Origin of the sequence: Pseudanabaena sp. UWO311, assembly GCF_006937785.1 — a bacterium.
In the GTDB taxonomy this organism is placed as follows: Bacteria; Cyanobacteriota; Cyanobacteriia; order Pseudanabaenales; family Pseudanabaenaceae; genus Pseudanabaena.
The window spans coordinates 21874-48755 of record NZ_SJEE01000025.1 but is presented as its reverse complement, the minus strand read 5'-3'; the positions used below and the strand labels follow the sequence as shown (position 1 = coordinate 48755).

27 protein-coding genes are annotated in these 26882 nt (G+C 42.5%); 9 read left to right on the top strand and 18 right to left on the bottom strand.

Translation table 11 applies throughout. The features are described 5' to 3' along the window. Positions 1 to 44 precede the first annotated feature (44 nt). Complete coding sequence (locus PseudUWO311_RS17330) at positions 45 to 2993, bottom strand: peptidase domain-containing ABC transporter (RefSeq protein ID WP_142656495.1); 2949 nt, start codon at positions 2991 to 2993, stop codon at positions 45 to 47. An 86-nt stretch (positions 2994 to 3079) separates the two neighbouring features. After that, a complete protein-coding gene (locus PseudUWO311_RS17325; protein ID WP_142656494.1) occupies positions 3080 to 3796 on the bottom strand; it encodes a peptidylprolyl isomerase in 717 nt (238 codons plus the stop codon). Between the two features lie 373 nt (positions 3797 to 4169). Between PseudUWO311_RS17325 and PseudUWO311_RS17320 the strand changes: the two genes are divergently transcribed. The 4 genes from PseudUWO311_RS17320 (at position 4170) to PseudUWO311_RS17305 (ending at position 6391) form a co-directional block, all read left to right on the top strand. After that, a complete protein-coding gene (locus PseudUWO311_RS17320; protein ID WP_103670114.1) occupies positions 4170 to 4673 on the top strand; it encodes a DNA recombination-mediator protein A in 504 nt (167 codons plus the stop codon). Positions 4674 to 4827: 154 nt separating this feature from the next. Next, positions 4828 to 5376, top strand: coding sequence for a 3-isopropylmalate dehydratase (locus PseudUWO311_RS17315; RefSeq protein ID WP_142656493.1), 549 nt, complete (start codon positions 4828 to 4830; stop codon positions 5374 to 5376). Between the two features lie 5 nt (positions 5377 to 5381). Then, a complete protein-coding gene (locus PseudUWO311_RS17310; RefSeq protein WP_142656492.1) occupies positions 5382 to 5753 on the top strand; it encodes a 2Fe-2S iron-sulfur cluster-binding protein in 372 nt (123 codons plus the stop codon). Between the two features lie 56 nt (positions 5754 to 5809). Then, a complete protein-coding gene (locus PseudUWO311_RS17305) occupies positions 5810 to 6391 on the top strand; it encodes a thermonuclease family protein (RefSeq protein ID WP_142656491.1) in 582 nt (193 codons plus the stop codon). Between the two features lie 37 nt (positions 6392 to 6428). Here PseudUWO311_RS17305 and PseudUWO311_RS17300 read toward each other — a convergent pair whose 3' ends face one another. Next, positions 6429 to 6893 (bottom strand): pentapeptide repeat-containing protein, encoded by a 465-nt coding sequence (locus tag PseudUWO311_RS17300; RefSeq protein WP_142656490.1) that lies wholly within the window; start codon positions 6891 to 6893, stop codon positions 6429 to 6431. Between the two features lie 100 nt (positions 6894 to 6993). Here PseudUWO311_RS17300 and miaA point away from each other — a divergent pair, with 100 nt between their 5' ends. Beyond that, positions 6994 to 7905: a tRNA (adenosine(37)-N6)-dimethylallyltransferase MiaA gene (miaA, locus tag PseudUWO311_RS17295; RefSeq protein WP_142656489.1), complete on the top strand. Its 912-nt coding sequence runs from the start codon at positions 6994 to 6996 to the stop codon at positions 7903 to 7905. 108 nt (positions 7906 to 8013) lie between these two features. Here miaA and PseudUWO311_RS17290 read toward each other — a convergent pair whose 3' ends face one another. From PseudUWO311_RS17290 to PseudUWO311_RS17270, 5 genes are all read right to left on the bottom strand, one after another. Then, positions 8014 to 9222: a type II secretion system F family protein gene (locus tag PseudUWO311_RS17290; protein WP_142656488.1), complete on the bottom strand. Its 1209-nt coding sequence runs from the start codon at positions 9220 to 9222 to the stop codon at positions 8014 to 8016. Positions 9223 to 9267: 45 nt separating this feature from the next. Further along, positions 9268 to 10422 (bottom strand): type IV pilus twitching motility protein PilT, encoded by a 1155-nt coding sequence (locus tag PseudUWO311_RS17285; RefSeq protein WP_142656487.1) that lies wholly within the window; start codon positions 10420 to 10422, stop codon positions 9268 to 9270. A 136-nt stretch (positions 10423 to 10558) separates the two neighbouring features. Next, a complete protein-coding gene (locus PseudUWO311_RS17280; RefSeq protein ID WP_142656486.1) occupies positions 10559 to 12574 on the bottom strand; it encodes a GspE/PulE family protein in 2016 nt (671 codons plus the stop codon). Between the two features lie 221 nt (positions 12575 to 12795). After that, complete coding sequence (locus PseudUWO311_RS17275) at positions 12796 to 14913, bottom strand: D-alanyl-lipoteichoic acid biosynthesis protein DltD (protein ID WP_142656485.1); 2118 nt, start codon at positions 14911 to 14913, stop codon at positions 12796 to 12798. 76 nt (positions 14914 to 14989) lie between these two features. After that, complete coding sequence (locus PseudUWO311_RS17270; protein WP_142656484.1) at positions 14990 to 15367, bottom strand: ArsR/SmtB family transcription factor; 378 nt, start codon at positions 15365 to 15367, stop codon at positions 14990 to 14992. 99 nt (positions 15368 to 15466) lie between these two features. On the opposite strand from PseudUWO311_RS17270, the gene PseudUWO311_RS17265 reads away from it, so the two are divergent. The 3 genes from PseudUWO311_RS17265 (at position 15467) to PseudUWO311_RS17255 (ending at position 17109) form a co-directional block, all read left to right on the top strand. After that, on the top strand, positions 15467 to 15634 hold the full coding sequence (locus PseudUWO311_RS17265) for a metallothionein (RefSeq protein ID WP_142656483.1): 168 nt from the start codon (positions 15467 to 15469) through the stop codon (positions 15632 to 15634). Between the two features lie 217 nt (positions 15635 to 15851). Beyond that, positions 15852 to 16679: a 3'(2'),5'-bisphosphate nucleotidase CysQ gene (locus PseudUWO311_RS17260; protein WP_263402972.1), complete on the top strand. Its 828-nt coding sequence runs from the start codon at positions 15852 to 15854 to the stop codon at positions 16677 to 16679. Positions 16680 to 16782: 103 nt separating this feature from the next. Beyond that, the gene (locus PseudUWO311_RS17255; protein ID WP_142656481.1) at positions 16783 to 17109 is read left to right on the top strand and encodes a DUF4359 domain-containing protein; all 327 of its coding nucleotides are present in this window, start codon (positions 16783 to 16785) and stop codon (positions 17107 to 17109) included. 27 nt (positions 17110 to 17136) lie between these two features. Here the strand turns inward: PseudUWO311_RS17255 and obgE are convergent, their stop codons facing one another. The 6 genes from obgE to PseudUWO311_RS17225 form a co-directional block, all read right to left on the bottom strand. Continuing rightward, positions 17137 to 18132: a GTPase ObgE gene (gene obgE / locus PseudUWO311_RS17250; RefSeq protein WP_142656480.1), complete on the bottom strand. Its 996-nt coding sequence runs from the start codon at positions 18130 to 18132 to the stop codon at positions 17137 to 17139. Between the two features lie 303 nt (positions 18133 to 18435). Then, positions 18436 to 19389 (bottom strand): cation diffusion facilitator family transporter, encoded by a 954-nt coding sequence (locus PseudUWO311_RS17245; RefSeq protein ID WP_142656479.1) that lies wholly within the window; start codon positions 19387 to 19389, stop codon positions 18436 to 18438. Between the two features lie 94 nt (positions 19390 to 19483). Then, positions 19484 to 19927, bottom strand: a complete 444-nt coding sequence (locus tag PseudUWO311_RS17240) for an SH3 domain-containing protein (RefSeq protein ID WP_142656478.1) — start codon at positions 19925 to 19927, stop codon at positions 19484 to 19486. A 292-nt stretch (positions 19928 to 20219) separates the two neighbouring features. Further along, the gene (locus PseudUWO311_RS17235) at positions 20220 to 21419 is read right to left on the bottom strand and encodes an ATP phosphoribosyltransferase regulatory subunit (RefSeq protein WP_142656477.1); all 1200 of its coding nucleotides are present in this window, start codon (positions 21417 to 21419) and stop codon (positions 20220 to 20222) included. Between the two features lie 99 nt (positions 21420 to 21518). Then, positions 21519 to 22094, bottom strand: coding sequence for a Uma2 family endonuclease (locus tag PseudUWO311_RS17230; protein WP_142656476.1), 576 nt, complete (start codon positions 22092 to 22094; stop codon positions 21519 to 21521). Positions 22095 to 22187: 93 nt separating this feature from the next. After that, positions 22188 to 23279 carry a molecular chaperone DnaJ gene (locus PseudUWO311_RS17225; protein ID WP_142656475.1) on the bottom strand — a complete coding sequence of 364 codons (1092 nt, stop codon included), beginning with the start codon at positions 23277 to 23279 and terminating at the stop codon, positions 22188 to 22190. 649 nt (positions 23280 to 23928) lie between these two features. Between PseudUWO311_RS17225 and PseudUWO311_RS17220 the strand changes: the two genes are divergently transcribed. After that, entirely contained in the window at positions 23929 to 24618 is a 690-nt protein-coding gene (locus PseudUWO311_RS17220; protein WP_142656474.1) for a diacylglycerol/polyprenol kinase family protein, read from the top strand. Between the two features lie 34 nt (positions 24619 to 24652). Here PseudUWO311_RS17220 and PseudUWO311_RS17215 read toward each other — a convergent pair whose 3' ends face one another. The 4 genes from PseudUWO311_RS17215 to ndhI form a co-directional block, all read right to left on the bottom strand. Next, positions 24653 to 25102 (bottom strand): GtrA family protein, encoded by a 450-nt coding sequence (locus tag PseudUWO311_RS17215; protein WP_142656473.1) that lies wholly within the window; start codon positions 25100 to 25102, stop codon positions 24653 to 24655. A gap of 80 nt (positions 25103 to 25182) precedes the next feature. After that, positions 25183 to 25488 (bottom strand): NADH-quinone oxidoreductase subunit NuoK, encoded by a 306-nt coding sequence (gene nuoK, locus PseudUWO311_RS17210; RefSeq protein ID WP_142656472.1) that lies wholly within the window; start codon positions 25486 to 25488, stop codon positions 25183 to 25185. Positions 25489 to 25553: 65 nt separating this feature from the next. Beyond that, positions 25554 to 26162, bottom strand: coding sequence for an NADH-quinone oxidoreductase subunit J (locus PseudUWO311_RS17205; protein ID WP_142656471.1), 609 nt, complete (start codon positions 26160 to 26162; stop codon positions 25554 to 25556). A gap of 83 nt (positions 26163 to 26245) precedes the next feature. Next, positions 26246 to 26836, bottom strand: coding sequence for an NAD(P)H-quinone oxidoreductase subunit I (gene ndhI / locus PseudUWO311_RS17200; RefSeq protein ID WP_190303547.1), 591 nt, complete (start codon positions 26834 to 26836; stop codon positions 26246 to 26248). Positions 26837 to 26882 lie beyond the last annotated feature (46 nt).

The window sequence follows — 26882 nt, the reverse complement described above, 5'->3', positions numbered from 1 at the left end:
TGTAGTTAGTCTTAATGTCCTCAAACGCAAAGTAATAAATTTGTTTAGGAATCACCTGCCGCTTCCTGCTGGCGATATAGGCAGAAATAGCGATCTTGTAAAGCCATTAATTCTGCGTGAGTTCCTTGTTCAGCGACCCTTCCACTATCCATCAGCAAAATCAAATCAGCACTATGAATCGTAGCAAGGCGATGCGTAATAAAGAAAACCGTGCGTCCGCGAAACTCATCAGCCAGATTTAGACAGACCTGCCGCTCAGTATTGTAGTCGAGAGCACTAGTTGCTTCATCAAGAATCAGTAATTGAGGTTTTTGGAGAATAGTCCGCGCGATCGCAATCCTCTGTCTTTGTCCTCCAGAAAGAGAAGCCCCACGTTCTCCCACTCGCGACTCATAACCTTGAGGCAATTGCATAATGAAATCATGAGCACAAGCAGTTCGAGCCGCTGCCACAATCTCATCAGGGGTAGCATCAGGATTTGTTAACGCAATATTTTGCTGCACCGTACCGTCAAATAGCAACGTATCTTGCAAAACCACTCCTATTTGCCTTCGCAAAGAATAGAGTTCTACTTTACCGATATCATACTCATCGATAAAAATTCGACCTGCCTCAGGTTCATACAGACGCGACATTAACTTTGTCAGAGTACTTTTGCCTGCACCACTAGTACCGACAACGCCGACAAATTGACCATTAGGAACATCTAGATTAACGTTGTTTAGCTGCAAAGGTCCATTGGGATTAAAACGAAAATTGACATTCTCATAGCGCACTGCCCCTTTAATAGCAGGCATGGGAATATTGCGCCGTCCTGCTTCTTCTTGTTCTTGAGGATGATTAATAATATCGCTGAGTCGTTCCAAAGAGAGCGCTGTTTCTTGAAAATTTTGCCAGAGTTGAATTAGACGCAGAAGTGGTGAAGTCGTATATCCCGCAATGATCCGAAACGCAATTAGCTGTCCTAACGACAGTTTGCCATCCAGTACCAAAAAAGCCCCAACCCATAGCAGTAACAGATTAGAAAACTGATTTAAAAACTGACTCATGGAACCCGCAGTCGTGGAAGTTACGACAGTCTTAAATCCATCGGAAACATAGCGAGCATAGCGGCGTTGCCATTCCCATCGTGACTGCAATTCGATACTTTGAGCCTTAACAGTCTGGATACCTGAAACAACTTCCACTAAATAGGACTGAGTTTCGGCATTGCGCTCGGCTTTATTGCGAAGCTGCCCCCTGACGATCGGCGCAACAATAAAGGTCAGCAGCGCAAACAGGGGGACGGTTGCCAGTGCCACAAGAGTCAACAGCCAGCTATAACAAATCATCACAACGATATAAACGACAGAAAATACCGCATCAAGGACAACGGTAAGCGCCGTTCCTGTTAAAAATTGGCGAATATTTTCGAGTTCGCCGATCCGACTAGATAGTTCTCCTACTGATCGCTTTTCAAAATATCGCAAGGGCAACCTGACGAGATGATCAATGGTTTCTGATCCGAGGGTTAAATCAATGCGATTAGTTGTATTTACAAATAAGTAGGTTCGCAGTGCAGTAATTAAAGCTTCAAAAAAGGCGATCGTTAAGAGCAGAATTCCCAAAATATTTAAGGAAGGTAGGGAATTTTGCATAATTACTTTATCAATGATTACTTGGGTAATCAGAGGATTTGCTAGCCCTAATAGCTGCACAAAGAAAGAGGCAACTAAAACCGTGATTAAAGGATTTCGGTAGCGCTTGAGAGATGGTAAAAACCAAGATAGTCCAAATTTTTGTTGGGGGGTATCCTTAGTCGGTTGAATGATTAAAATTTGTCCCGATTCGCCCCAAAGATCGGCAAATTGAGCAGTTTTCTTTATTACAATTCCCTGTTCAGGAATACCTAATATCTGTTCGCGATCGCTAGTTTTGTAAAGCACTGCAAAGGTATCTTGCCAAGGTAATAAAGCTGGCGTAGGAACTTGACTAATCGCACTCGCAGGAATCGTTACCAACTGCCCATTTAGTCCCATGAGTTCGGCAATCATACCGCATAGCTGCAAAGAGATACTTTGGGAGCGATCGTATTGATTAGCGATCGCCCGTTTGATCACATGGCGATTAAACGGCATACTCCAATATTTCGCTAGCATCTCAAAACAAGCCACTGACGCATCAAGGGGCCCGCGTCCATAGACATAAGGATAGTCTTGGGTTTTGAGATCGCTGCGATCGCTAGCTGTAGGCAAATCAGGAGCATAAGGAATATCAAAAGCAGTGGGATGATCTGGCAATTCTGTCACAACTTCAGTAGCCACAGCGAAATCATCGCGCAAGCCAATTAAACGCAAATAGCTAGACTCTGGAATCTCAAAGACAGTACGATTTGGCTCAACTCTTGTTCCAGATGGTATTGCCGTATTTTGACCACCACTAACAAGCCACACAAAATCAGGATCAAGCGGTGCAATCGAGTTTTTACCCGCAGTTAAAGTCAATACTTGCGCATCTTGCCATGCATTGCGAGCTCGCTGCGTAAAATCTTTAGGAAACTGCGCACGGCGATCCATCTCGATCGCAAATAGATCAAACACTTCTGAGGAGGCGATTTGGTCAGTAAAAGCTTTCTTAAAACCAAGATCGCGATCGCAAAATTGCCAAAAATCAGCTTCGTCTAGCGATAAAAAGGTACTTTCCATCGATGCGATCGCCGTTTCGCAGGGCAAATCACGAATCAAACTCGCCCATCCGATTACCGCGCCAGTTTTGAGAGTTTCTAAGGTCGTTGGCGATGTTGTTTTCGGTGCTTGGGCGAGTAATCTTGCTTGCCCTTCCCATAGAAATAAGACTTGTGATGGCATAGTTTCACGGCGCAAGATTATCTGCCCCATCCGATAACGCAATGGTTTAAGCCGATCGCTCAGTTCTTTTACAATTGAGTAATCAAGGGTTTTTAATAAGGGAATGCGCTCAATGAGCTCTTGAATAGCATTGGTGTTGGTAAACATGGGCGTTAACTTAAATGAGCTTAAGGAGCAAAAAAGATTCTAAAAAATAATTTTCAAAGAGAAAAAATTAGGATGTCTAGGCATAATCAGGATTTCTTTTGCGAAAGTTGTTCTTGTATAAGCTCCTCAAATAGTTGATTAAGAAGCGTCTGAGTTGTTTGATCGTCAAACTGAGCGGGCACAAATTTTTCTAGTCGTAAAATTACAAACCATTCTTCTAAAGGAAAAGGTGGATGAACTTGCAGGGGAAGGCTATGTCGTAATTTTTCAGCGATCGCAGGTGGAAGTTTATTAAGCAAAACTGGACCAATCATTCCACCCGTTTGAGCTTCTACACCCTGAGAATATTGAGAAGCAACCTCAGCAAAAGGTTGTTCACCATCTTGAATCCGAAAGAACAGTTCTTGCAAAAGTTCAGGGTTTTTGTGGCGAATCAGCGAATAAATAACCCGATCTAAGCTAGTTCTACGATTTAGAAAAGTTGATTCGAGACGGTTTCCCCAAGTCTGCTGCTTAAATTTTTCGATTTTAAACTCACGCAGAGCGATCGCCTTTAGTTGCTCGTCAGTAAGACTATAAGCTTGACAATAATTTTGGATAGCTTCTTGCGAAACGAGCTTGTAGCGCTGCTGAAATTGTTGCAAAGCTAGGTTAATTTCTTCTGGATCAAGGATGATGATAGCGATCAAGCGATCGATCGCTAGTTCTCGCTTAAAACTTGGCAATAAGCGATAGATCGCTAAAAGCTCTCCAAAATTTCCTTCCTCAATTTTAAGATTGTCAATCGTCAAGTAACCCACCATAATTTCTTAGAGGTAATTATCACAATTCCAGTCGGCAATGCTGTAGTGGTTTGAACATGAGAGTCTACGTTACGGCGATTTTTGAGCAGACAAACTATCAATAAATCTTTTGAAAGTTTTACAAAGCAACACTTTCAAAAGATTTATTGATTTGGTTTTGAGTGCAAGGCGCTGTAGTTAAATGCTTTGAAACTTATGGTAAATTGTGATTTCATTTTTGCTCATTAATCAGTCCTATAGAGTGAAAATAATATTAATTTATATATATATTTCAGGACAATCGAATCTTGATTAACTCTATAGTTTGCTTCTCTAGGGTTAAGTGATATTGTGTATGTATTCGTTCAGTAAGTAGTAAACGAGAGGGATTTGTTTGACTCAGTCAATTAATCTACCCAAGCTAGACGACTTTTTGCAAGAGCTTGCAACGATACAACAGCAAGGCTCAAAGCGAATTGCGTTTTTAGGTTCCCGCCATGTGCCATTAACCCATCAACTGCTGATTGAACTGCTCAGCTATGCTTTGGCACTATCTGGCAACAGTATTATTACCTCTGGAGCAACAGGTACAAATTTTGCTGCGATTCGGGGTGCTTTGCGAGCCGATCCAAATTTGTTGACTGTAATTTTGCCTCAAAGTCTTGATAGACAGCCCTATGAATCTCGTGAACAGCTAGAAAATGTAATCCATTTAATTGAGCATGGCGAGAATGACACTCTATCTTTGGCTGAAGCAAGTAGCCGATGCAATCAAGAAATCATTTCCAAGTGTCAGCAACTGATTTGCTTTGCGTTTCATGGTAGTGAGACTTTATTACAGACTTGTCAAGATGCTGAAGAACAACGCAAAGTTGTAACCCTGTTTTATTTTGATTAGTTGTGTAGGGTGCGTTAGCGCAGCAAAACGCATTGTCAAAGCTAGAGCGTGCGCTATGCTAGGGCTAACGCACCCTACAGTAAATCTAAAACATATAAAAAAGTGCCAAGTATTTTTTAGATTGTGTGGACTGAATTGTTTAGGAATAAAGATTATGAGTACGACAATTAAAGGCAAAGTATTTGTCTTAGATGACAATATTGACACGGACCAAATTATTCCTGCGGAATATCTAACGCTTGTACCATCAAAACCTGATGAGTACGAGAAGCTTGGCAGCTACGCCATGATCGGACTTCCCGATCGCTATGCTCGCTTTATTCCTGAAGGCGAAAGCAAAACGATTTATTCGATTATTATCGCGGGTGAAAATTTTGGTTGTGGCTCTTCCAGAGAACATGCACCGATCGCACTTGGAGCAGCGGGGTTAGAGGCTGTGGTTGCTCAGTCCTACGCCAGAATTTTCTTCCGTAACTGCACAGCAACGGGTGAGTTATATCCTTGGGAATCGGTTGATTGTTTAGTTGATCATTTCAAAACTGGTGAAGAAGCCACCATTGATTTTGATAACAATCTCATTATTAATGATACAACTGGCGAAACATTTGCTTTAAAATCCCTTGGAGATGTGCGACCTGTTATTGATGCGGGCGGTTTATTTGATTATGCTCGACTAACGGGCATGATTCCTACTCGTGTGTAAAACCTATGTCCTATCACATTCGTATTCACGATCGTCAAAACGATAAGCTGTATGAAGCTGATATCCAGGGCGATCGCTATATTCTGGACTCTTTAGAAGATCAAGGTATTAACCTGCCTTTTTCCTGTTTGAATGGTGCTTGTACTGCTTGTGCGATGCGAGTCAAGTCGGGGAAAATCGATCAACATGAGGTAATTGGTTTATCCAAAACTTTACAGGATGAGGGTTATGCGCTGATTTGCTCAGGCTATGCCCAGTCAGACTTAGATCTGGAAACCCAAGATGAGGATGAGGTCTATCGGTTGCAATTCGGTAACTTTTTTGCTAAACGCAAGCGTCACTGGTTTCAGTTTGGTATTCCCATTGATCATGACTAAATAGGTTAAAGGGCGCGAAGAAGCGCCCTTTAACCTTTGAATTATGCAGCACGCCTATGAAATCTAAAACAGGAAAAGAAAACGCGATCGCTAAGTCCCCATCACGTTCATTTATTTTGGTTGTGCTATTAATTGCCTTTTTGTCGATCGCAAATATGGTGATCGCTTTTACGCAACCCAAGGACAAAGTAAATGGCGAACTCTGGATTATTAATCGGGTTATTAGTGGACAAACAGTCGAAGCTTCAGTTGTGAGCAATCCAAATATGACTGTGCAAAGAGTGCGGTTGCTAGGTATTAGTGCACCACTCAAAGAGCAGTCTCCTTGGGGCGATCGAGCTCGCCAGAGTTTGTCGGATCTCATTAAAGAGCAGAAAGTGATTTTAGAGTTTGATGTCAAGCAAAAAGATAACTCTGATCGCTGGCTTGCTTATATTTGGAAAGATAATTTATTAGTTAATCAATATTTAGTGTCAGAGGGACTTGCGATCGCTGATTCCTATTCACCCAATGTAAAGTATGACGCAAGAATTAGCCGCGCTCAATCAAAAGCAAGACTACAAGAGCTAGGAATTTGGGACACCCAAAACCCATTACGCCTCAGTCCTAGAGACTTTCGCCGCCAATTAAGTAATTAAAAGGCGGCGCGAAGCGCCATCTTTTAATTACTGGAAATCATTCATCAGTGGTGGCTAGACTGTAATTTGTGCCAGTAAAGTCAGCACCTTTCAAGTTGGCATTTTTGAAGATGGTATTGTTAATATCTGCCCTGCGTAAATTCGCATGGATTAACACAGCGTTAGTAAAGTTTGCACTCTTTAAATTGGTGTCATTAAGAATTGCATCAGTCAAAAAAGCCTTAGTGAGATTGGCTTTTTCCAGTTTTGCCCCAGTAAGATCTGCGCCTTCCAAGTTAGCGTTGGTGAGGTTTGTACCGCTTAAGTTTGCACCCATTAAGGCAGCACCGATTAAGTGAGATTGGCTCAAATCGATCCCTGCAAGATTTGCGTTAGTTAAATCGCAGCCTGCACATTGTTTAGTACTGATCAGTTGTTTAACTTGGACAGGATCGTATGCTTCTAAAGGGCTTGCCCATCCAATTCCGATCACGGCTAAAATTGCAACTAATTTAGTTTTCATTTTGCCCTCCTCTCATACGAGGAATGCTATACATCTATTATCGCTGCAATTAATTTCATATCTGTTCTGTTGGGCTTGTCGTCACTATTCTTAACCATTGATGGAATCAATCAAAAAACCTGTTGGTTTAATTGTAATTTTGGGAGCAACGGCGACGGGCAAGACGAGTCTAGCGATCGCCCTTGCCAAACATTTAAATTCACCAATTTTGAGTGCCGATTCGCGCCAAGTTTATCGCCATTTTGACATCGGTACGGCGAAACCGACTCTAGAAGAACGTCAGGCTGTCCCTCATTACTTGATTGATATTATTGAGCCTAATCAAACTTTGACATTAGCGGATTATCAAGATCAGGTGCAAACTTTAATCGCTAAGTTTCATGCTGAGGGAGTTACGCCGATCTTGGTCGGCGGTTCAGGCTTGTATATTAAGGCAATTACAGCAGGGCTAAAGATTCCTAGAGTAGCGCCACAGCCAGAACTGCGATCGCAATTTGAGGAATTAGGACAAGCTTATTGCTATCAAATTTTGCAACAGGTTGATCCTGTGGGAGCTACCAAAATTCATGCTAATGATCAGATCAGAACTTTGCGATCGCTAGAGGTTTTTTATGCCACAGGGCAACCACTTTCGGCTCAGCAAGGCGAGCAGCCGCCTGATTATCCCATTGTGCAAATTGGTCTAGATTGTGAGGATCTGGATGTTTATCGCAAGTTAGTTAGCGATCGCACCGAGCAAATGCTTGAAAATGGCTGGCTTGATGAGATTCGCGATTTACAAACACGCTATGGCGCAGATTTGCCGCTTTTAAGAACTTTGGGCTATGGCGAAATGTCCGATTATTTAGCTAATAAAACCGATCTAGAAACTGCCAAACTACTCACGATAACTCATACCTGTCAATTTGCTAAACGCCAGCGTACATGGTTTCGCGGTTCGGGTAATGGCGATTTACCAATCCATTGGTTACGAACAGGAAGTCATTGGGAAGATGCGATCTCACTCCTATAAAAAAGCCCTGCGTAAGCAGGGCTTTTTTATACTCATTAACAAAACATAAGAGTTGGCGCTTTGCGTTGACTCTTATGTTTTGGGGTTTTATGAATAGCAATGGCTATATTATTTGATCTTGTCCATAATTGAGAAGATCGGTAAGTACATCCCGACGATAATCGAACCAACCATGCCGCCCAATACAACGATCATTAATGGTTCCATCAAACTTGTCAGCGCTTTTACCGCTTCTTCAACTTCGTTTTCATAAAAGTCGGCGACTTTCATAAGCATCTTATCAATTTCACCAGTTTCTTCACCAATACTGACCATTTGCAAAGCCATCACAGGGAATACTTCCGTTTTTTCCATAGCAGGAGCAATTTGACCACCTTCTCTGACAGCATTTCGCGCCGAATCGATCGCATTAGAAATCACCAGATTACCTGCGGTCTCAGCCGTAATTTCAAGCGAAGCCAAAATTGGTACACCAGCACGCGATAGCGAACCAAAAGTCCGAGCAAATCGAGCCACCGCAGTCTTGACTACAAGATCTCCAAACAAAGGCAACTTCAAGAAAACGCCATCAAGGTAGAGTTTGCCAGCAGGAGTTGAATAAACTCGGTTATATACAAAACCAGAGACCACAATAATAACTGGGATGATCAGTACTGAGGGACTCTTTAGAAAGTTACTGATATTAACTAATATTTGTGTAAATGCAGGTAGTTCACCACCTAAGCTTTTAAAAACGCCATCAAACACAGGAATGATGAAAATACACATCGCTAAGAAGATTAAAACCGCGATCGAAGAAACCACAATCGGATAAGTCATCGCAGATTTGATCTGGTTAGTCAAACGAGCCGAATCTTCGAGTAATGTCGCTAGACGAGCTAAAACATCATCTAGTACACCACCTGTCTCACCCGCTTGCACCATCGCGCAATAAAGCTTGTCAAATACCTTTGGATGCTTACGCAAAGCATCAGAAAAGTTAGTACCTTGCTGTACATCATCCAAAACTTCAGTGAGGGCAATTTTGAGTCTAGGATTAGAACACTGATCGCACATTACCCCCAAGCCACGCACCATCGATACACCCGCATTAACCAAGGTTGCTAATTGTCTTGAGAACAAAGCTAAATCCTTAACCGAAACCTTTTTCATCGTGAAGCCGGCAAAATCAAAACCGCCTTTCACTTCTTTGATGTCTTGAACATAAAAGCCTTTCTGCTTCCATGTCTCACGGGCTTCTTTTAGTGATACAGCAACCATTGTCTGCTGCACAGCTTTGCCTTTCGGGTCTTTGAGATTCCCTTTAAACTTTGCCATTATTGCACCTCATTTAGTAAGAATTATGGGTTGAGAACTATCTTGCTAGCCACTGATTGAGCGCGACTTAATCATGTCTTGAGATCGCAAATCTCCAGTTGCTTTTCGCTTCATCACTGGGGCTGGGTTGGGACCAACAACGCGTAACAACTCCTCAGGTCGGGAAGTCTTAGACATTGCCGCTTCAAAGGTAATATCACCATCCATATATAGCTTCGCTAAAACCGATTCAAGGGTTTGCATCGATTCTTTACCACCTGTTTGGATAAAGCCGTACATCTGTGCGGTTTTACCTTCACGAATCAGGTTGGAAATCGCAGGTGTAACCACCATAATTTCCTGAGCCATTACCCGTCCAAATTGCCCAGGTTGAGGATTATGTCTTTGCACAAGGGTTTGGCTTAATACCGCAACTAGAGAGTTAGAGAGTTGTACGCGAATTTGCCCCTGCTGCTCTGGCGGGAATACATCCACCATGCGATCAACGGTCTGAGAAGCAGAACTGGTATGCAACGTTCCAAATACTAGGTGTCCTGTTTCAGCAGCAGATACAGCGAGCTGAATCGTTTCTAAATCGCGCATCTCACCTACAAGAATTACGTCTGGATCTTCGCGAAGAGCCGCTTTGAGAGCATTAGCAAAGGTTTTGGTATCTTCACCAACTTGACGTTGGTGAATCACACTCTTTACAGATTCATAGACAAATTCAATCGGATCTTCAACAGTGAGAATATGTTCAGCACGGGTTTTGTTAATCGTTTGAATCATTGCCGCTAAGGTAGTGGTCTTACCTGAACCCGTTGGGCCAGTAACTAGCACTAGTCCACGCGGCTTTTCACTAAGTTCGCGCACAATTGGCGGTAAGTTTAGATCATCCATGTCAGGAATTTTGGAAGAAAGCGCTCGTAGACAAGCAGCATAGGTTCCTCGATCTTTGTAAACATTAACCCGAAATCTGGCTAGTCCCTTAACGCCATAGGAGCAGTCTAGCTCCCAGTTTTGTTCTAGAGCTTTACGCTGATTGTTGTTAAGCATCGCAAAAATCAAGCGCTGACATTCTTCAGGGGTAAGCGGATCGCGATCGGTGCGGGTGAGGTGACCATTGATACGAATATAAGGGGGTAGCCCTGCGGAGATGTGAAGGTCAGAGCCTTTACGTTCTACAACCTCTTCCATCAAGTCTTCAATGATGTAGTCCATTACCATAGCGGGCTATTCTCCTGATCTAATCCTAGTAAATTCATGATTCCCTATGTAGCTAATAAAAACTGCGCTTCGCACAAATTTATAACCCAGTATTTGAGACTTGCGCGAGGAGCAAGTCTCAAATACTAATTTAGAAAGTTCTAGGCGTGGTGCAGTAAGGACATTCAATTGTTTCGGGTGTGAGCATAGCATCACAGTTGTCACATTCCAGTCCTTTACCGCGTCGAGCGCGTTCTTCGGCTTCTCTGCCTTTGTCTGTATATACGACTCTGAGTACCTCATCTAGAGAAGTAGCGCCTTCTCTTACCAAGTCAAAAGCATATGCCATTAGGGTTTTCATCCCTTCTTGGACAGCTATCTCCTTGATAACCTCGGTGGTTGCTCCTTTGTTGATTGCACTTTGCAAGCGTTCAGTCATTTTCATGATCTCGTACACACCTGCACGCCCTTTATAGCCAGAACCGCTACATTTTGGACAGACACGTTGCCCTGGAAGCATGGCTTCACGGTTGACGACATTAGCTCGGTAGAAGGTCTTTTCGAGGTCGCTGCTGGGTAGACCGAAGCGATCGAGTTCTTCTTGGCTGGGGTTATAGGGGATGCGGCAGTTGTCACAAATTCGGCGAAGGAGACGTTGGGCAAGTACACCAATGATGGCTGTACTTGCCATAAATGGCTCTACGCCCATTTCTTCGAGACGGGCAATACTACTGGGTGCGTCGTTGGTATGTAAAGTAGTGAGAACTAAGTGACCTGTTAGTGCCGCCTCGATCGCAGTTTTTGCAGTTTCAGCATCTCTCGTTTCTCCTACAAGAATTACATCAGGATCTTGACGCAGAAAAGCGCGCAAAATACTGGCAAAGGTCATGCCCTTTTCCCGTAGCACTTGGCATTGGGTCAACCCAGGCAAATTATATTCGACAGGATCTTCCGCTGTACTGATGTTGATTCCAGGGTCATTACATTCGGCAAGGGTCGAATATAGAGTGGTGGTTTTGCCTGATCCAGTAGGTCCTGTAACAAGAATTAGTCCATAGGGACGTTTGGCAAAGCTTTGCATCAGTTCTAAGCTTTCAGGATCACTGATCAACTTGTTAAGTCCAAGTTGAGTATTGGAGTTATCGAGGATTCGCAGACATACTTTTTCACCGTTTTGAGTGGGACAAGTATTTACCCGAAAGTCTACACGCCGACCTTGGAAGTTGCGTTTCAGTTTGCCATCTTGAGGAACGCGCTTTTCAGCGATGTTCAGATTAGAAATAATCTTGAAGCGTGAAATTACCGCGTTAATAATATTTTTGGGTAAGCGCTTATTCTCGCTGAGAAAGAAGTATTCGCGGAGTACGCCATCCTTCCGCAGACGGATGCAGAGGTCTTTTTCCTGTGGTTCGATGTGAATGTCTGAGCATCCTTCCTTAAGAGCTTTAACAAGGATTTTATCGACGAGGCTGATGATTGGTGCTGAGTTTTCACCCCCAACCATGAGCTCATCGCCTTGATCCGTATCAGCAATATCTTCACCGAAGACATCATCTTTAACTTGGAGATCTTCATCACTAATAGCGCCTTCAGCTTTGGCGCTTTTGTTGACTTGGAATTGGACAATGTTGTCAAAGGTGCGATGAAAATCTTCGCGTGAAATAACTCTCCTGACAACCGTCAAATTTTTGAGTAGTCGAGCGATCTCATTTTGGACTTTGTAGCTGTCAGGTGAAACCAAGGCGAGCGTGATGCTGTTCTCTGTCTTAACTAGAGGTAGCATCTCGCAGTCTCGACAACTGGAAATTGGGATAATGTTAGAGTCGAGTAAGGTGCTTAGTGAGGCAATATCAAATTTGTCAATTTCGACATCAGGATCGATTGGTTCGATACCGTAAAGAACACGCAGTTCAAAAAGCTGTTGACGTTTGTAATAGCGGGTAATGTCGGGAGCGAGCTGCTGCCCCAGAATTTGCTCTAGGACACTAATAAATGGAACATTTTGTTCTTGGCTATCCTTGACAGCGCGATCGAACTGGTCTGAAGTTGCGTGTCCTGCTTGAATCAGTTTGCTCTCGAAGGGAGTGCGACCTCCCCGTTTGGCAAGAGCTTTGGTCCTATTTTTTAAGCCTGAGGCGGTAGTTGGCGCTTGATCTGATGTATTCATAGCCCAAGAGTTCCTAAGAGTTCATTACCCAAGTGAGATTAGACCTTTGAGATCGCAAAGTAATATTTTTAAATAGCGATCGCAAAGCAATGTAAGGCGATCATAGCTGTTTGCATAACTATATTGGGCAAAAATAGCACAAGTGTTTCATAGTTTTACAAAATCAAGCTAAAAATTTGAGTGAGAACCAGAGGTATGTTGCGACGCAACTTACCTCTGATTTATTTTTTGAGGACTTGCCAACGAATTTTGGGGTTTTGGACAAGGAGTTGAGAAATAGCGATCGCACCTTTTTTATTTAAGTGGCTAGGGTCAGAAAAAAGATCGGCTTGATTTAAAATCGCTTGAGACAGGTCGAGATAAGTAAATCCTTCACGTAAAGAAAGCTCTTGCATTCTGCTATTGAACGTAGCTTCATAGCGGCTACGAACTTGATCAAGATATGTCGCATGTAAAGGCATATTCATGACTAAAAGCTCAATATTATTGCGGCGGCAAAAGTCAACTACATTTGCAAAAGCCTCGAACTGGGAGCCATTAGTTTCAAAGTTTCGATAGTCAAGATCGTAGTCGCCTGGAACTTGAGGAAATTTTTGAAAATAGGTATTAGGATCGAAGGTGACATCAAAAGCAACAAAACCTTTGGGATCAAGGGCAGTGACTGTACTGGGCATTGTCGCAGCGAGCAGGGATTCGCTGTTGCTAAGCATATGTGTATTGCGATCAAATTTCTTGACTAGCGCAGTCCGAATTTCTTGACGCTTAGAAGAAGTGGCAAACAGCAGATCAAAGGATTGGGCGATCGGATTTGGGGATTTATTAGATATCTCTGTTGGATTAGTTATAGGATTTGGACTAACACCTTTATTTTTGAGTGCTTCCTGCAATTGTTTGTAGCCGACGGAGGCAGTGATTTCGTCATAGGTCAGGTCACTGCGGCTACTATTAAAAGCTCTCAAACCATCTGCCCAAATAATCATGCGCGGCAGTTGTGGCTGGGTCAGAATTTGGGTGATTTGCAGATTCACAACCTTAGCGGTTGCACCATCAATCCCAAGATTAAAGACACTGATGTCTTTATATCCTTTGTTAGTCAATGCTTTTTCTAATGTTTTGGGCTCAAGCCCGCGTAAGGCTCTGGAACTGCCAACAATTAGAATTTCTGGCGATCGCTGTTTATTTGTGATCTGCCAATCAAGAAGAGCTAATTTTTCATTGAATAAAGCGATATTAAAATTAAGGGCAGATTTATTGGTAAGGCTCTTTTCGTGAGCATTATCTGGCTGGTTTGCTGGCAAATTGATCTTAGAATCAGCGATTACAAATTTGGTTGACTGATCGGGCTGATCGTAATTACTGAGAGTGCGATCAATGGCGATCGTTGTCCCAACCCCGATCGCTAAGCTTGCTATACAAGCAGGTAAAGAGAGCATTTTAGGTGATGTTTGCCCTAGCCATTCCAGACTCAAAATCGTCTGACCAATCGCAAGTAGTTTCGCCCCAGTATATCTACCTAATTTCTGCCAAGCATTAGGCTCTTCATCTTCGCTGATAAATGCAATGCTGTGATCTTCTACATTTTCGGCGGCAAATAACTCTTCTTCATTGGGGTTCGGGATGCCGATCGCTAACAAATCAATTTCAAAAGACCAACTCGGCTTTTTCTCGCCAATGACGCGGCTCGATACCGTTACCGATTGGAAATATTCCGATGCACTCACTGTTCGCAGAGTATTTAGCATGGGCAGTACCATCTCTGCTTGCAAAATCTCGGCGCGAGTCTCACACAACAAGTTGAGGCAATTATTTTGTAAGAGTAACTTCAGCTTAGTTTGAGCAAGTTTGGGTGCTAGTTGCGGATCTTGACGAAAGCTGGTGAGTAAAGCCGCAATAATTTCAGCAGCGACGAGCGCTGATGGAGCGATCGGTAAATCAAGACCTAACGCCCATGCATTGCCATGCAACTTAAGACGGTGGATACCTTCGGCATATAAAACTGAACTTTCTAAATCCTGTGTGCTTGGGGCGATCGCCTCCAATATCTGCTTTGCACAGCTTACTTCTCGATCTTGACTATAGAGATATAGGCAGTCCCCTTTTTGTTTGGTATGTGAAAGTTTTATTCCTGCCAATTCTTCTGGCAAAATGCTGTTTGATGACTCTCGATCCAGATTTAGATTAGTGATAGGAAGATTGTTAATAGTCCCATTAATTTGATTATTCGTCAAACTTGAGGGTTGACTAGGCTCTGCATCTGGATTCACATCTAGATGTGAATCTAGACTTGCATCTGGATTTACATCTGTTATTGGATTTGCATCTAAGGATGTTGTTTCCATTGTCTGTTTGCAGAATTTGGCAGGATGAAAAATTTGCTACAAGGTTAGCATGGCGACTTCACAACCTGACAAAAAGTTATTCATCCAAATGCTCAGAGACAGAGCGATAAAGCTCTAAAACATGGTGATCGAGGAGTTGGTAATAGACTTTGCGCTGGCTTTTGCGATAACTAACTAGACGCATGGTGCGTAAAACTCGTAATTGATGGGATACCGCCGATTCACTCATGCCCACTACTGCTGCAAGATCGTGAACGCATAGTTCCTGCTTTGATAAAACTGAAAGAATCCGCAGACGATTTGGATCGCTCAACATTCCGAAAAATTCCGCCATATTCTGCGCTTTCTCAGTTGGCAAAATCGCATGAATCAAATCTTGTAACGTGGTTGGCTCGATCTCATGGAGATCGCAAGTCGGCAAGTTGTCAAGAGAAACCGAAGAGGAATTTAGCATTGTTACATTTTACAAAAAAGCGATCGCTTTTCCACATAGTGTTTGACATATGAACGTATATTCATATATACTAATCTCAATTGTATTAGGATTAAATATATGACAACTCTCACAGAAACCAAATGTGCTTGCCCAAAATGTAGTTGTATGGTCTCCCTAGACACAGCAATCATGGCAAATGATAAGCCTTATTGCAGCAGAGCTTGTGCCGATGGACATCCTGAAGGCTCTACAGGCTGTAAAAAATCTGGTTGTGGTTGTGGCTAACTATAGCTGTCGCCAAGTGTATTAGTACATAAAACCCAATAGGAGAATGGCGGCGCGAAGCGCCGCCATTCTCCTATTGGGTTTTTATTTTGTCAGTGATCGCTACAATAAAGAAGCAGGTGGGCGTAGTCTACTTGCTTCTTTTTGGCTTTTGGTTAGGGTATAGTACAAATCATTAGCTTCACCAAAATTCAAGATGCTGAATTTAAACGAAATTATGTCGCTTGCTCGCCCGATCGCTTGGGGTGCGGGAGATATTCTGATGAAGTACTATCAAGAGCCTCAAGACTTAGAAATCAGGTTTAAGGGTGGCGAAGAAGGCAATGTTACTTCCGCAGATTTAGCCGCTAATGATTTTATCTTGAGCCAGTTAAAGCAAGTATTTGGAACTGAAGACTTTGCCTATCTCAGTGAAGAAACTGAAGACAATATCGATCGCCTTGGACATGAATGGGTCTGGATCATCGATCCGATGGATGGCACGAGTGACTTTATTCGGCGGACTAATGAGTTTGCGGTTCACATTGGCTTGACCTATCGCCAACGTCCTGTACTAGGGCTAGTTGCCACACCTGCTCAAGATCGGCTTTTTCAGGGGATGTTAGGCAAAGGTGCATATATTGAGACTAGAGATGGCTTGCAGCAACGCATTCAAGTCTCTAACAAAGTTGAACTCGATCAAATGGTGGTAGTGGCTAGTCGTAGTCATCGCAATTATCAACTCGAAAGTATTCTCCATCAATTGCCCAAGGCTGCCGAAATTGCGGTTGGTAGTATTGGCGGTAAGTTTGCAGCGATCGCATCGGGCAATGCTGATGTCTATATCTCGGTATCAGGAAAATCTGCGCCCAAGGATTGGGACTATTGCGCTCCTGAAATCATCTTGACTGAGGCAGGTGGTCAGCTTACTCACTCTGATCTTTCTTTACTGTCATACAACAATTTGGAATTGCGTCAGTGGGGAACGATTGTGGCAAGTAATGGTCATTGTCATAATGAAATTTGTCAAATTAGCCAAGATGCGATCGCAACTATCAAAAAGTAGGATTTGCAATGCCCAGCCTAATTTTTGTGGCAATTAGTCAGTAAAGTAAAGAGACCTAGAAATTTAAGGAACAAGGTACTTAAGCACCTTGTTTATTTCAATTATGAAATTACAAGCAATCCTAATCGGTGCTGTTGTGGTCATTGGCGTAATGGCTGTCAGCAATCCTAGTAAAGAACGTTACATCGAGTATGCAACTGAACAATTTTCTGAAACAGGCAAAACCTCAATTTGTACTGCCGATCTTCCAGTAGCCGCTCAGCAATCATGCAAATTTTTGATTTCTCAAGGCAAAGGTGTGATCAAGACATTGGTAGAAAATTCTACTAAGCAGCAAAATTTTGTAGTTTTAAGTCTTTATGAAACTGAAATGCCAAATAGAAAAATAACCACGATCGCTGCCTTTGGCAATTTCTTTATGTTCAAATAAAAAAGCAGTGCTAAGCACTGCTTTTTTTTAGGGATTTTGCCGATCAAACTTTTCTAATGTTTTCCAGACTGATTGCAAGAGCTTATCTAGTCCTTTCTTGGAAGCAGCAGAAATAGAGAGAATCGGAATATCAAACTGGGCGGCAATTTCTTCGACATCCTCAGGCAACATCGCATCAATCTTATTCAAAGCTAGAATTTGAGGCTTATCAGCCAAGCCATGCCCATAGGCGACCAACTCTTCTTGAATAGTGTGATACGCCGCTAGGGGATCATCTTGAGTGACATCGATTAGATGAATTAAGAGCTTAGTCCGTTCCACATGACGCAAAAAGTCATGCCCTAAACCAATGCCTTCGGATGCGCCTTCGATTAATCCAGGAATATCTGCAAAAACAATGCCATCGCCTGACGGTTTAGAAACTACACCTAAATTTGGAACGAGCGTAGTAAAAGGATAATCGGCAATCTTTGGACGAGCGGCAGATACGACAGAGATCAATGTTGATTTGCCAGCATTGGGTAAACCAATAATCCCGACTTCAGCAATTAGCTTTAGTTCTAAATACAGATTAAGTTCTTCGCCTGGTAATCCTGGTAAGGCATAGTCAGGGGCACGATTTTGATTGCTCAAGAAATATTTGTTGCCTAAGCCGCCTTTACCGCCTTTCGCCACAAACAAAGTTTGGTCAACCTCAGTCAGATCACCCAAAACTTCGCCTGTTTCTTCATTCATCACCACCGTACCGATCGGGACTTTAATTACGCGATCGCTACCTTTTTTGCCCGTCATATTGCTGGGCCCGCCACGCTCACCATTCTCAGCTTTAAAAATATTCTCAAAGCGAAAATCCAGCAGGGTTTGGAGATCAGTTGTTGCTTGCAAAATAACAGAACCACCATTACCGCCATTGCCACCCGCAGGCCCACCCGCAGGCACGTATTTTTCGCGGCGAAATGCAACTAGCCCATCGCCGCCATCTCCAGATTTCACATGTATCGTAACTCGATCAATAAAATGCATTGCTAACCCAATTAATTGCTCTGTCCAAATTTAGATAACGCAATTAGCTAGCAGCGTTATCTCTATTAGATATCTATTATGCAGTGACAAAGTATTGGTTAACAATATTAGGTAGTACAAAGCATCATCTATATATTGTTTTATGAAGCTATTCAGGCATCTCGAATAATAGTAATTCCTTCCCAAATCAAGAGAATTGCTATCCCAAAACCAGAAATTACATCAGGAATTCAAGAACTTAAATAACTATTCACAATCAAGGCTAAAAAAGCAATGCCCATCATCCAATACGATTTCTGACATTTAACTTTCCTTTTCGCAGGTAGTTGCTAAACCACAAGGGTGATTGGGATCGCCGCTTTCAATTTGCAAAGTTGTATGGTCGATATCAAAAATATTTTTCAAATCTTGACTAATTTTAGCTAAAAATTCATCGTGAGGATGTCCCGCAGGCATAACTAAATGAGCCGTTAACGCAGTGTCCACGGTACTCATATTCCAAATATGTAAATCATGAACTTGAATTACACCTTGACATTCAGCTAAATAAGTACGTACAGCAAGCTCATCAATATCGTTGGGAACACCATCGATCGCCAAATTAAATGAATCCTTCAACAAATCCCAAGTACTAAAAATAATTAAAGCGCTAATCACCAGACTGAATGCAGGGTCAAGCCAAAACCATTTGGTAAAAACAATCGCAATCCCAGATAAAACCACGCCTAAAGAGACCAATGCATCTGCTGCCATGTGCAGAAAAACAGCACGGATATTCATATCACCCTTACGACCCGATAAAAACATCAAGGCAGTCCCCGTATTAATCGCAATGCCGATCGCTGCAACAATAATAATCACTCCGCCTTCAACCATACTATCGGGTTGCAGTAATCGCTGAATGGCTTCCCAGATAATGCCACCCGTTACAACCAACAAAAAGATCGCATTTAGGAAAGTGGCTAAAATTGATGACTTGCGCCACCCATAGGTATAGCGGCTGGAGGGTTGACGGCGAGATAAAAAAATAGCTACCCATGAAATGATTAACCCTAAAACATCACTCAGATTATGTCCTGCATCAGCAATCAGTGATACTGAGTGCGCCAATAGACCAAAGACAAATTCAGCAATTACGAATCCTCCATTTAGCGATAATCCGACAATGAATGCGCGATTATAGTCTGGATGATGCTGTCCATCATGGGAGTGTCCGTGATGCTGATGAGGGTAGGGGTGTTTGTGCTGATGCGGCATTACTTATGAACTCTTAAGGAGTGTCGGTCTTACTTAGAGCAATCTTTAAGAGTTTATCAGAAGCAACGAGATCGACTATATTTTTAATTTTTGCTCACTCTTTGGTAATGTTGCCAGTCCTTACCCAGCCTTCTTCTTTAGTGTTTTCATTTCTAACAAAGACCCATTCGCGATCGGGAGTTTCTTTAATTACAGCAACTTTGGTATTAAAGTCTGCACCACCAACATTGCGAGCAGCCTGATTTGGATCGGCGCGAAACACTAGACCAATGCTGGCATTGACTTTACCTTGATACTTTGCGTCAGTGGGTTTTGGCTTAGCTTTGACCGTGGGCTGGGGAATTGGTTGCACTTTTATCTCAGCGATCGGCAATTTTGGCACAGGCGCAGCTTTGAGATCATTAGAAAAAACAGGTCTTTGTGGACTCTTCCTATAGGGCACAATGACGTAGTACCAGCCCATCGCCGCAATTGCCCCTATTATTCCTAGGCTGAAAGCTAAACTTGTAGTTGATTTTGCGGTCTCTGGAAATCTCATTCGATCATACCTATCACTATCAAATCACTTACAAAATAGGCTAGCGATTTTATAAATTTACATACCACGCTTCGCGTTTTAGAGAAAACCAGTATATTTGTTGAAATTTGCTTTGCAACATTTTTAAACAATATATTTGGGATTTTTCAGTAGCTAAATGAGTTAGTAATATTTATCAAATCTCAATCTAACCAAAATTAGTGATTGGTTGAATAGATTACCCTAAGTTCTCCAGATTTAATAGAAATTTTTGTAGCAAAAAAAGATGGAGTGCTTTACGCTCCATCTTTTTTTAGATTATTGTTTCTGAGCTGATCGCACCGTCACTACTGACCCATACAATTTTGGGAATACCACGCGATCGCGCATGTTCGCGGACAGCATCCTCACCTCGAAATTCTAGCTCTAGCTCGATTGCTTCAACATCTGGATCTTGACGTAACAAAGCAGCATGGGCAAAAGCGGCTTGCATTGCATCGGCAGCCTTGGAGACCACTAGGCAGTTAGAAGTGCCAAGAGTTTGTGGCAAGCGTGATTGTAAAGCTTGCTGTAAATCTTCAAGGTTGAGGCAAAAGCCAATACTAGGGTAGCTGACATTTTGAGGGTGGTAGACACTAAGCAGGTGATCGTAGCGTCCGCCTTGAGCGACAACATAATTATTACAGGCAACCTCAAACACGATGCCTGTGTAATAGTCGAAGGTTTGCATCAAGCTGAGATCGAGAATCAAGCGATCGCCTGAAGTTATTCCTGTACTGTCCCAGAGATCGATTAAGGATTTGAGGTAATTAATTTCGCCAGTCAGTCCTGATGTCCATGCACTATTAGCTAAGCGACTCAGCACATCTTTGGGCTTGCCGCGCAGATCAATCAGTTCGAGCGCATAGCCTTTGACATCGGCGGGTAAGTCCATCTCCGTCAGGGCAATGCGATCGAGGCTAGCAAGACATTGCCGCACTTTGGCTCGATATTGCTCTGGCAGTAGGTCTAGTAATGCACCCGTCAGTCTGGCATCACCGAGAATAATCTGCCAATCTTGCAGCTCTACGCGATCGAGGCTTTCAGCTAGAAGCATCAAGATTTCACCATCGGCCAGCAAGCCTGATGCACCCAATAGTTCTACGCCAGCTTGAAAGGATTCCTCTGAGGTGTTATTGGCTCTACGGCGAAATACATTGGCGTTGTAATAGAGTCGCTGTGGACAGGTTGCTACATTTTCTCCCAATCGGGCAGCATAGGCACGGGCGATCGAGGCGGTAAATTCGGGGCGTAGTCCTAAAATTTCGATGCTGTTGCTATGCAGCTGGATCACAGATTCTGGGTTAACGGCTCCGCCTGCAGTAAGCGATCGCAGATGTTCGACGGTAGGGGTAATGATGCGTTGATAACCCCATGATTGAAAAACTTGTTGAATACGGCTCTCGATCCAACGCTTTTGAGCAACGTCTAGGGGAAGTAAGTCTTTTGCGCCAGTCGGCAGTTGATGCACCATACAGTTCTCTCAGTCTTCGTCTGTTATCGTACCGTGAATCACTGCCGATCAAACGCATTTAATAGAGTTGTGGCGCTTCGCGCCACAACTCTATTAATTTTAAACTTTTAGCCAAGCAAAGATATCGCTGGCGGTAATCTGCCATGTTTCTAAGCCTGTCAGAACGGGTAAGGGGAGATGAGTTTCGGTGGTGGCAAAGTGAATCTGCGTTGAGCCATTTTGGAAGATGATGATCGATTTGGTCGCAGGATCGAGCAGCCAACCGATTTCGCTACCTTCCTTGAGGCAAAACAGAATTTTTTCGATTACTAAAGCAGAGGATTGATCAGGAGAAAGGATTTCAATAATCCAGTCAGGAGGATGGTTAAATTGATTGCTAATTTCACCGTCATTGTCGCGGGGGAGATTTTGCCAACGGATAACGGCAATATCGGCAACGATGGATCGCCCTGCAAAGGTACAGCGTAGTTCGGTGAGCGCAAGGGCTATATGGGGAGATTCGGCGATTAGAGCGACTTCTCTAGAGAAACGACTTTGAAGACGGCTGTGTTTTCCTTTGGGCATAACTTTTTGAGTGATGATTCCTCGGGCATATTCGCTGGCGGGTTTGGTTTCGGGAAGGGCGAGAAATTCTTCTAGAGATATGGTTTTAGGCTTTTCTATCGTCGTTACCATTGCAATTTTTCTCCGACGTTGTCATTGTTTGATTATAGAGCGAGAGAAAGCGATCGCTTAGAGGCGCGAAGGACTACCTTCCATTTTGTTTATTTAGGATTTTTTGGCAAAAGCCCATTTTAGTAAATGCGATAGCCAGCTGCTCTTTTGTGGTTGAGCAATAGTCTTTTTGATAGTTGGAAGATTTGGTTTGCGATCGCTTTTACTACTCTTATTACTGCTTTGATTAGGAGTGAGACTGTCTACTTCCAGAAGATGAGTTAGAGCTATGGCTTCTTGAGGATTAATCTGAAGCGATCGCTTGAAGCTGGCTTTTGCCATTTGTGGTTGATTGATATTTTTGTAAACCACACCTAATAGAGCAAGACATAGACTATTATCCTTATCAATTGTCAATATCTCTCGTAAATCTTGGAGCGCTGCCTTCCAATTGCTCTGTGATATGTAGATTTCGCAGATTTTCATCCGATTGTTAATCATCTGCATATCATTGCCCTTGCTAGCCTGAATTACTGTTTCATCAGAGTTAGAATGCAGATTACTAGCTTGTTGATCGGTTGCATACTGAAGATTGTAGTTGTAACTGGGTTTGGATGGTGGAGGAAGTGGAACTGTTACAGAGAGTTTTGTGCTTTTGCGGGTCAACATTGGTGCAAGTACTGGTGGCATATTGACTGCCCCATGTCGATAACCCTCTTTATAAAGGATGTAAACCAGATTTAGCTCACTGATATCCGCCGTATGCTCCAGAATTTGGGTGAGAGATTCATATTGCATTTTGGCGATTTCCGTAACCAAGCGCTCATAAACCTCGTCATTAGGATTCATCACCAATTCACAGGCAATTTCTGAATAAATTTGGATATTACGAGATCTCTGCATTAAGCGTTTGGCAAGGAGCTTAAATATTCCTTGATAGGCTGAGCGATCCTGATCTCGCATCAAACCGTTATAGGCAGGGTTGACCAGCTTTGCTAAATATTGCGTGGCAATTTCTTTTTCTTCTGCCGAAAAGCCATATATATCGGGATGCAAGATACGGGCAATCCGCAAATATACATTGCGTATATAAGTAGGATCGCTAATGATTGGTAAACCAAGCGCCGCGAAGTAGTCATGATTATACTGACTAATACCTCGATCAAAGCGGATAAAATGGAGTTTTTGCTCCTTTGGCTGATTCATGTTTGCTCGCTTTGCCCACGGCTAGATGATGGTTGCGATTTGATCTATCTAAGATTATTTACATCAATACTAAAAGCAAAAAAAGAGCTATTTATCTTAATCCTATAACGCTTTTTCCTAAAGCCGAAACTACGTAATATCAGTTAAAAATTCTGTATTCTACCAGTGCTTTCAACAAAAATATTATGATCTCCAACTAATAAATTATTTAAAATCTCATCTCTGCAAGGCTTTTAGATAATTTATTATTTAGTTAGAGTTTGATCGCAAATCGCTGTAATTAATACCAAAACACAAAATGGCTACGCCATTTTGTGTTTTTAAAACCCTTATCATGTTTGTTCTTTAATTCACAGAAGTGTCGGCACACTTTTGCGAATTTGTTATAACTAGCTAGGTCAAAAACTGTGGCGCACGCGAAGCATGCATCACAGTTTTTTGGGATTTATGTTTAATTACACTAGCTACTTAACACAACATCAAATCGCTTAGCAGTCTTATATTTTTAAACCCCTAGCTGAGTTTGATTTTTAATTGCCAAAAGTGTCGCCGCACTTGCGTGAATTGTTATAAAACATGTGGTTACCATCTATCATCATTGGTAATAGCTTATAAACTTGTTCATCCGACTACATAGATAGCTTGTCATATGCCCATAACTAGCGACATCTCTCCGAGTACCGCCCTAACAATCCAGATTAGTGCTGTAGCTATCTGGCTAGGTCTTGTATTTCTAGCTTCAGATATCTTGCGTCGCCTCAAGCAAGATCCAGAACTAGTTCGCAAAGTTGTACATATTGGCACTGGTAATGTCTTGCTGATCGCATGGTGGTTACATATCCCGACATGGCTATGTGTAACAGCAGGTGTGACATTTAGTGCGATCGCCTTAGCCTCTCACTATACAAATATTTTGCCAATGATCCACGATGTGGGACGCAAGACCTACGGCGTGTTTTACTACGCGCTTAGTATCACGATTTTAGTAGTGCTTTTATGGGATAGCCATCCGCAATATGCCGTTATCGGCGTAATGGTCATGTCTTGGGGAGATGGCATGGCAGCGCTAATCGGCAAACGCTTTGGTAAACATACCTTTGTTCATCTTGGTAATAAGCGTAGCGTTGAAGGATCGGTTGCTATGTTTGTCACCAGTTTGATGGTGATGATCGGTATTTTCGGGCTTACTCACGGTATTCATACCCGTGACATTGGAATAGCAATGCCTGTCGCTGCGATCGCGGCTTTACTCGAAGCCTATTCCCCAGGGGGCACAGATAACATCTCAGTTCCCTTGTCTAGTGCCGCGTTAAGCTATGTACTGCAATCAATTTTTTGATATAGCTTTTGTCAGTCTTTTTTGGGTAGTATTTTCAAGAAAGGGGCTCTCTTTCCGTAAATATAAATTTTTCACTCAATGTATAGGTTAAAATTGCGCCGATCCCAATGCCTATAACAGTGTTCATAATAAGATCAATCCCCAGCCAATCCATAAATGGAAATAATAATAAAGAACGAATTGCGATTACCGAAGCAATAGATAGGTGGTAAGTTGGTAATTCGGTTTGCAATACAAATCGCCAATCAAATTCTTCTATTTGCCAAACAATCTGGCGATAAGCAAAAAAAGTTGCAACTAAGCAAATTTCAGTGGCAATAACATTTGCAAGCGATCGCAAAAAGGCTGTCTCCCAATGTAAGCAATCAACTAAAGCTTCAAGAAGCAAAATATTTGTTGTTGCTCCAAGTATCCCCACGACTAGGAATCTTAAACTACGCGGCTGTGAGAGCTTTAACCAAATTAGCTGTAACAAGTTTTGCATTATTTTTAGGATTACACAAAAAATGTTTACCAATCCTTAAAATGTCGTAGCCATTTCAAGGATTGGTAAACATATAATTTTTACCAGCGCAGCAAGTTAAATTGCTCCATATCAACAGTGTCGCGACTGCGATAGATCGACAGCACGATCGCCAGACCTACAGCGGCTTCGGCCGCAGCGATCGAAATTACAAAGATGGTAAATACTTGACCGCGAATACTTGCTGAGTCAAGATAATTTGAAAATGCCATCAGATTAAGGTTGACAGCATTTAACATCAATTCAACTGACATTAATACACGTACAGCATTCCGACTGGTAATTAATCCATAGATACCAATACAAAAGAGTGCGGCGGCAATAATCAAAAAAGGTTCTAAAGACATATCTGTTTACTATTTATTTCAATTACTAATAAATTTTGATTTCTGCCAAAGGCAGAAATCAAAATTTATTTAGAGGCAACAAGTTGCTCTTTGGGCTTTTCTAATAACTCAAGTGAATCCTCATCAACTTGACCAACTGTCACTGTATCAGGCACTAGCTCACGACGGGCAAGTACGATCGCACCAATTAGGGCAACTAAAAGTAAGACAGAAGCAAGTTCAAAAGGCAGCAGATAATCACTAAAGAAATGCTGACCAATTACTACCATCGTCGAAGGTAGCTTAGCGATCGTAGGACTAACAGCCCAATTCGTTGAAGTTACAGTGACTCCTAACAATGCAAACAAGCCTAAGCAAACAACGCCAGTAACTACACTGCGTAAAGCCCCATATTTGACATCTTGATAGTCTTGGCGCTTATTCACCAACATGATCGCAAACAGAATCAAAATATTGACTGCGCCGACATAGATTAAAACCTGAGCTGCTGCAACAAAATCAGCATTGAGTAACAGGTAAAGTCCCGCCACACTGATAAAACAAGCACCCAGTAAAAATGCGGCATAAACTATGTTCTGTAATAGAACAACACCCATTGCCGACGCTATGAGCATTGCCGTTAATACAACTAGGGATACAGTTTGTGAACCGTCACCTAAACCAATATTACTCATTAAAAATCTCCTTTAATAGTCTTACTTGAAGCCAAATTTATAGGTATATAGAGAATCTTTATAAATTTAGCTATTCCTTTACGCTATTCCTTGCTGTCAGAGGTGGCTTCAGCAATTTCTTCAGGGCGCAAGCCAGCACGTCTAGCAGTGTGAGGGACTTCATGCCCTTCGATGACACCCTTCGGCAAGTAGGCAAGCTCACGGATCGGCGTAACAAAAGGATCTTCAGTAACTTTGGTAGGCATCCGTCCGAGGGCGACGCTATCAAAGTTTAATTCATGGCGATCAAACGTAGACAGATCGTATTCTTCGGTCATTGACAAGGCATTAGTGGGGCAGTATTCCACACAGTTACCACAAAAAATACATACTCCGAAGTCAATGCTGTAACTCTTGAGTTCCTTTTTCTTCATTTCTGTGTTGAATGTCCAATCAACTACAGGCAAGTTAATCGGACATACACGCACACATACTTCGCAAGAAATACACTTATCAAACTCAAAGTGAATGCGTCCACGAAAACGCTCAGAAGGAATTAACTTTTCGTAGGGGTATTGCACAGTAATCGGACGACGACGCATATGGTCAAATGTTACCGACATGCCTTGCCCGATATACTTGGCAGCTTGGATAGCGTCTTTGGTGTATTCACCAACTTTATTGAGGAATTTCAGCATGATGGTAATTGATGATTTAGGTTTATCTTTGAGAAAGTACGAT

Excerpts from the sequence above, each read along its gene's own strand:
- PseudUWO311_RS17330 (WP_142656495.1), bottom strand. The coding sequence starts at position 2,993 with ATGTTTACCAACACCAATGCTATTCAAGAGCTCATTGAGCGCATTCCC.
- PseudUWO311_RS17325 (WP_142656494.1), bottom strand. The coding sequence starts at position 3,796 with ATGGTGGGTTACTTGACGATTGACAATCTTAAAATTGAGGAAGGAAAT.
- PseudUWO311_RS17315 (WP_142656493.1), top strand. The coding sequence starts at position 4,828 with ATGAGTACGACAATTAAAGGCAAAGTATTTGTCTTAGATGACAATATT.
- PseudUWO311_RS17310 (WP_142656492.1), top strand. The coding sequence starts at position 5,382 with ATGTCCTATCACATTCGTATTCACGATCGTCAAAACGATAAGCTGTAT.
- PseudUWO311_RS17305 (WP_142656491.1), top strand. The coding sequence starts at position 5,810 with ATGAAATCTAAAACAGGAAAAGAAAACGCGATCGCTAAGTCCCCATCA.
- PseudUWO311_RS17300 (WP_142656490.1), bottom strand. The coding sequence starts at position 6,893 with ATGAAAACTAAATTAGTTGCAATTTTAGCCGTGATCGGAATTGGATGG.
- miaA (WP_142656489.1), top strand. The coding sequence starts at position 6,994 with ATGGAATCAATCAAAAAACCTGTTGGTTTAATTGTAATTTTGGGAGCA.
- PseudUWO311_RS17290 (WP_142656488.1), bottom strand. The coding sequence starts at position 9,222 with ATGGCAAAGTTTAAAGGGAATCTCAAAGACCCGAAAGGCAAAGCTGTG.
- PseudUWO311_RS17285 (WP_142656487.1), bottom strand. The coding sequence starts at position 10,422 with ATGGACTACATCATTGAAGACTTGATGGAAGAGGTTGTAGAACGTAAA.
- PseudUWO311_RS17280 (WP_142656486.1), bottom strand. The coding sequence starts at position 12,574 with ATGAATACATCAGATCAAGCGCCAACTACCGCCTCAGGCTTAAAAAAT.
- PseudUWO311_RS17275 (WP_142656485.1), bottom strand. The coding sequence starts at position 14,913 with ATGGAAACAACATCCTTAGATGCAAATCCAATAACAGATGTAAATCCA.
- PseudUWO311_RS17270 (WP_142656484.1), bottom strand. The coding sequence starts at position 15,367 with ATGCTAAATTCCTCTTCGGTTTCTCTTGACAACTTGCCGACTTGCGAT.
- PseudUWO311_RS17265 (WP_142656483.1), top strand. The coding sequence starts at position 15,467 with ATGACAACTCTCACAGAAACCAAATGTGCTTGCCCAAAATGTAGTTGT.
- PseudUWO311_RS17260 (WP_263402972.1), top strand. The coding sequence starts at position 15,852 with ATGTCGCTTGCTCGCCCGATCGCTTGGGGTGCGGGAGATATTCTGATG.
- PseudUWO311_RS17255 (WP_142656481.1), top strand. The coding sequence starts at position 16,783 with ATGAAATTACAAGCAATCCTAATCGGTGCTGTTGTGGTCATTGGCGTA.
- obgE (WP_142656480.1), bottom strand. The coding sequence starts at position 18,132 with ATGCATTTTATTGATCGAGTTACGATACATGTGAAATCTGGAGATGGC.
- PseudUWO311_RS17245 (WP_142656479.1), bottom strand. The coding sequence starts at position 19,389 with ATGCCGCATCAGCACAAACACCCCTACCCTCATCAGCATCACGGACAC.
- PseudUWO311_RS17240 (WP_142656478.1), bottom strand. The coding sequence starts at position 19,927 with ATGAGATTTCCAGAGACCGCAAAATCAACTACAAGTTTAGCTTTCAGC.
- PseudUWO311_RS17235 (WP_142656477.1), bottom strand. The coding sequence starts at position 21,419 with ATGGTGCATCAACTGCCGACTGGCGCAAAAGACTTACTTCCCCTAGAC.
- PseudUWO311_RS17230 (WP_142656476.1), bottom strand. The coding sequence starts at position 22,094 with ATGGTAACGACGATAGAAAAGCCTAAAACCATATCTCTAGAAGAATTT.
- PseudUWO311_RS17225 (WP_142656475.1), bottom strand. The coding sequence starts at position 23,279 with ATGAATCAGCCAAAGGAGCAAAAACTCCATTTTATCCGCTTTGATCGA.
- PseudUWO311_RS17220 (WP_142656474.1), top strand. The coding sequence starts at position 23,929 with ATGCCCATAACTAGCGACATCTCTCCGAGTACCGCCCTAACAATCCAG.
- PseudUWO311_RS17215 (WP_142656473.1), bottom strand. The coding sequence starts at position 25,102 with ATGCAAAACTTGTTACAGCTAATTTGGTTAAAGCTCTCACAGCCGCGT.
- nuoK (WP_142656472.1), bottom strand. The coding sequence starts at position 25,488 with ATGTCTTTAGAACCTTTTTTGATTATTGCCGCCGCACTCTTTTGTATT.
- PseudUWO311_RS17205 (WP_142656471.1), bottom strand. The coding sequence starts at position 26,162 with ATGAGTAATATTGGTTTAGGTGACGGTTCACAAACTGTATCCCTAGTT.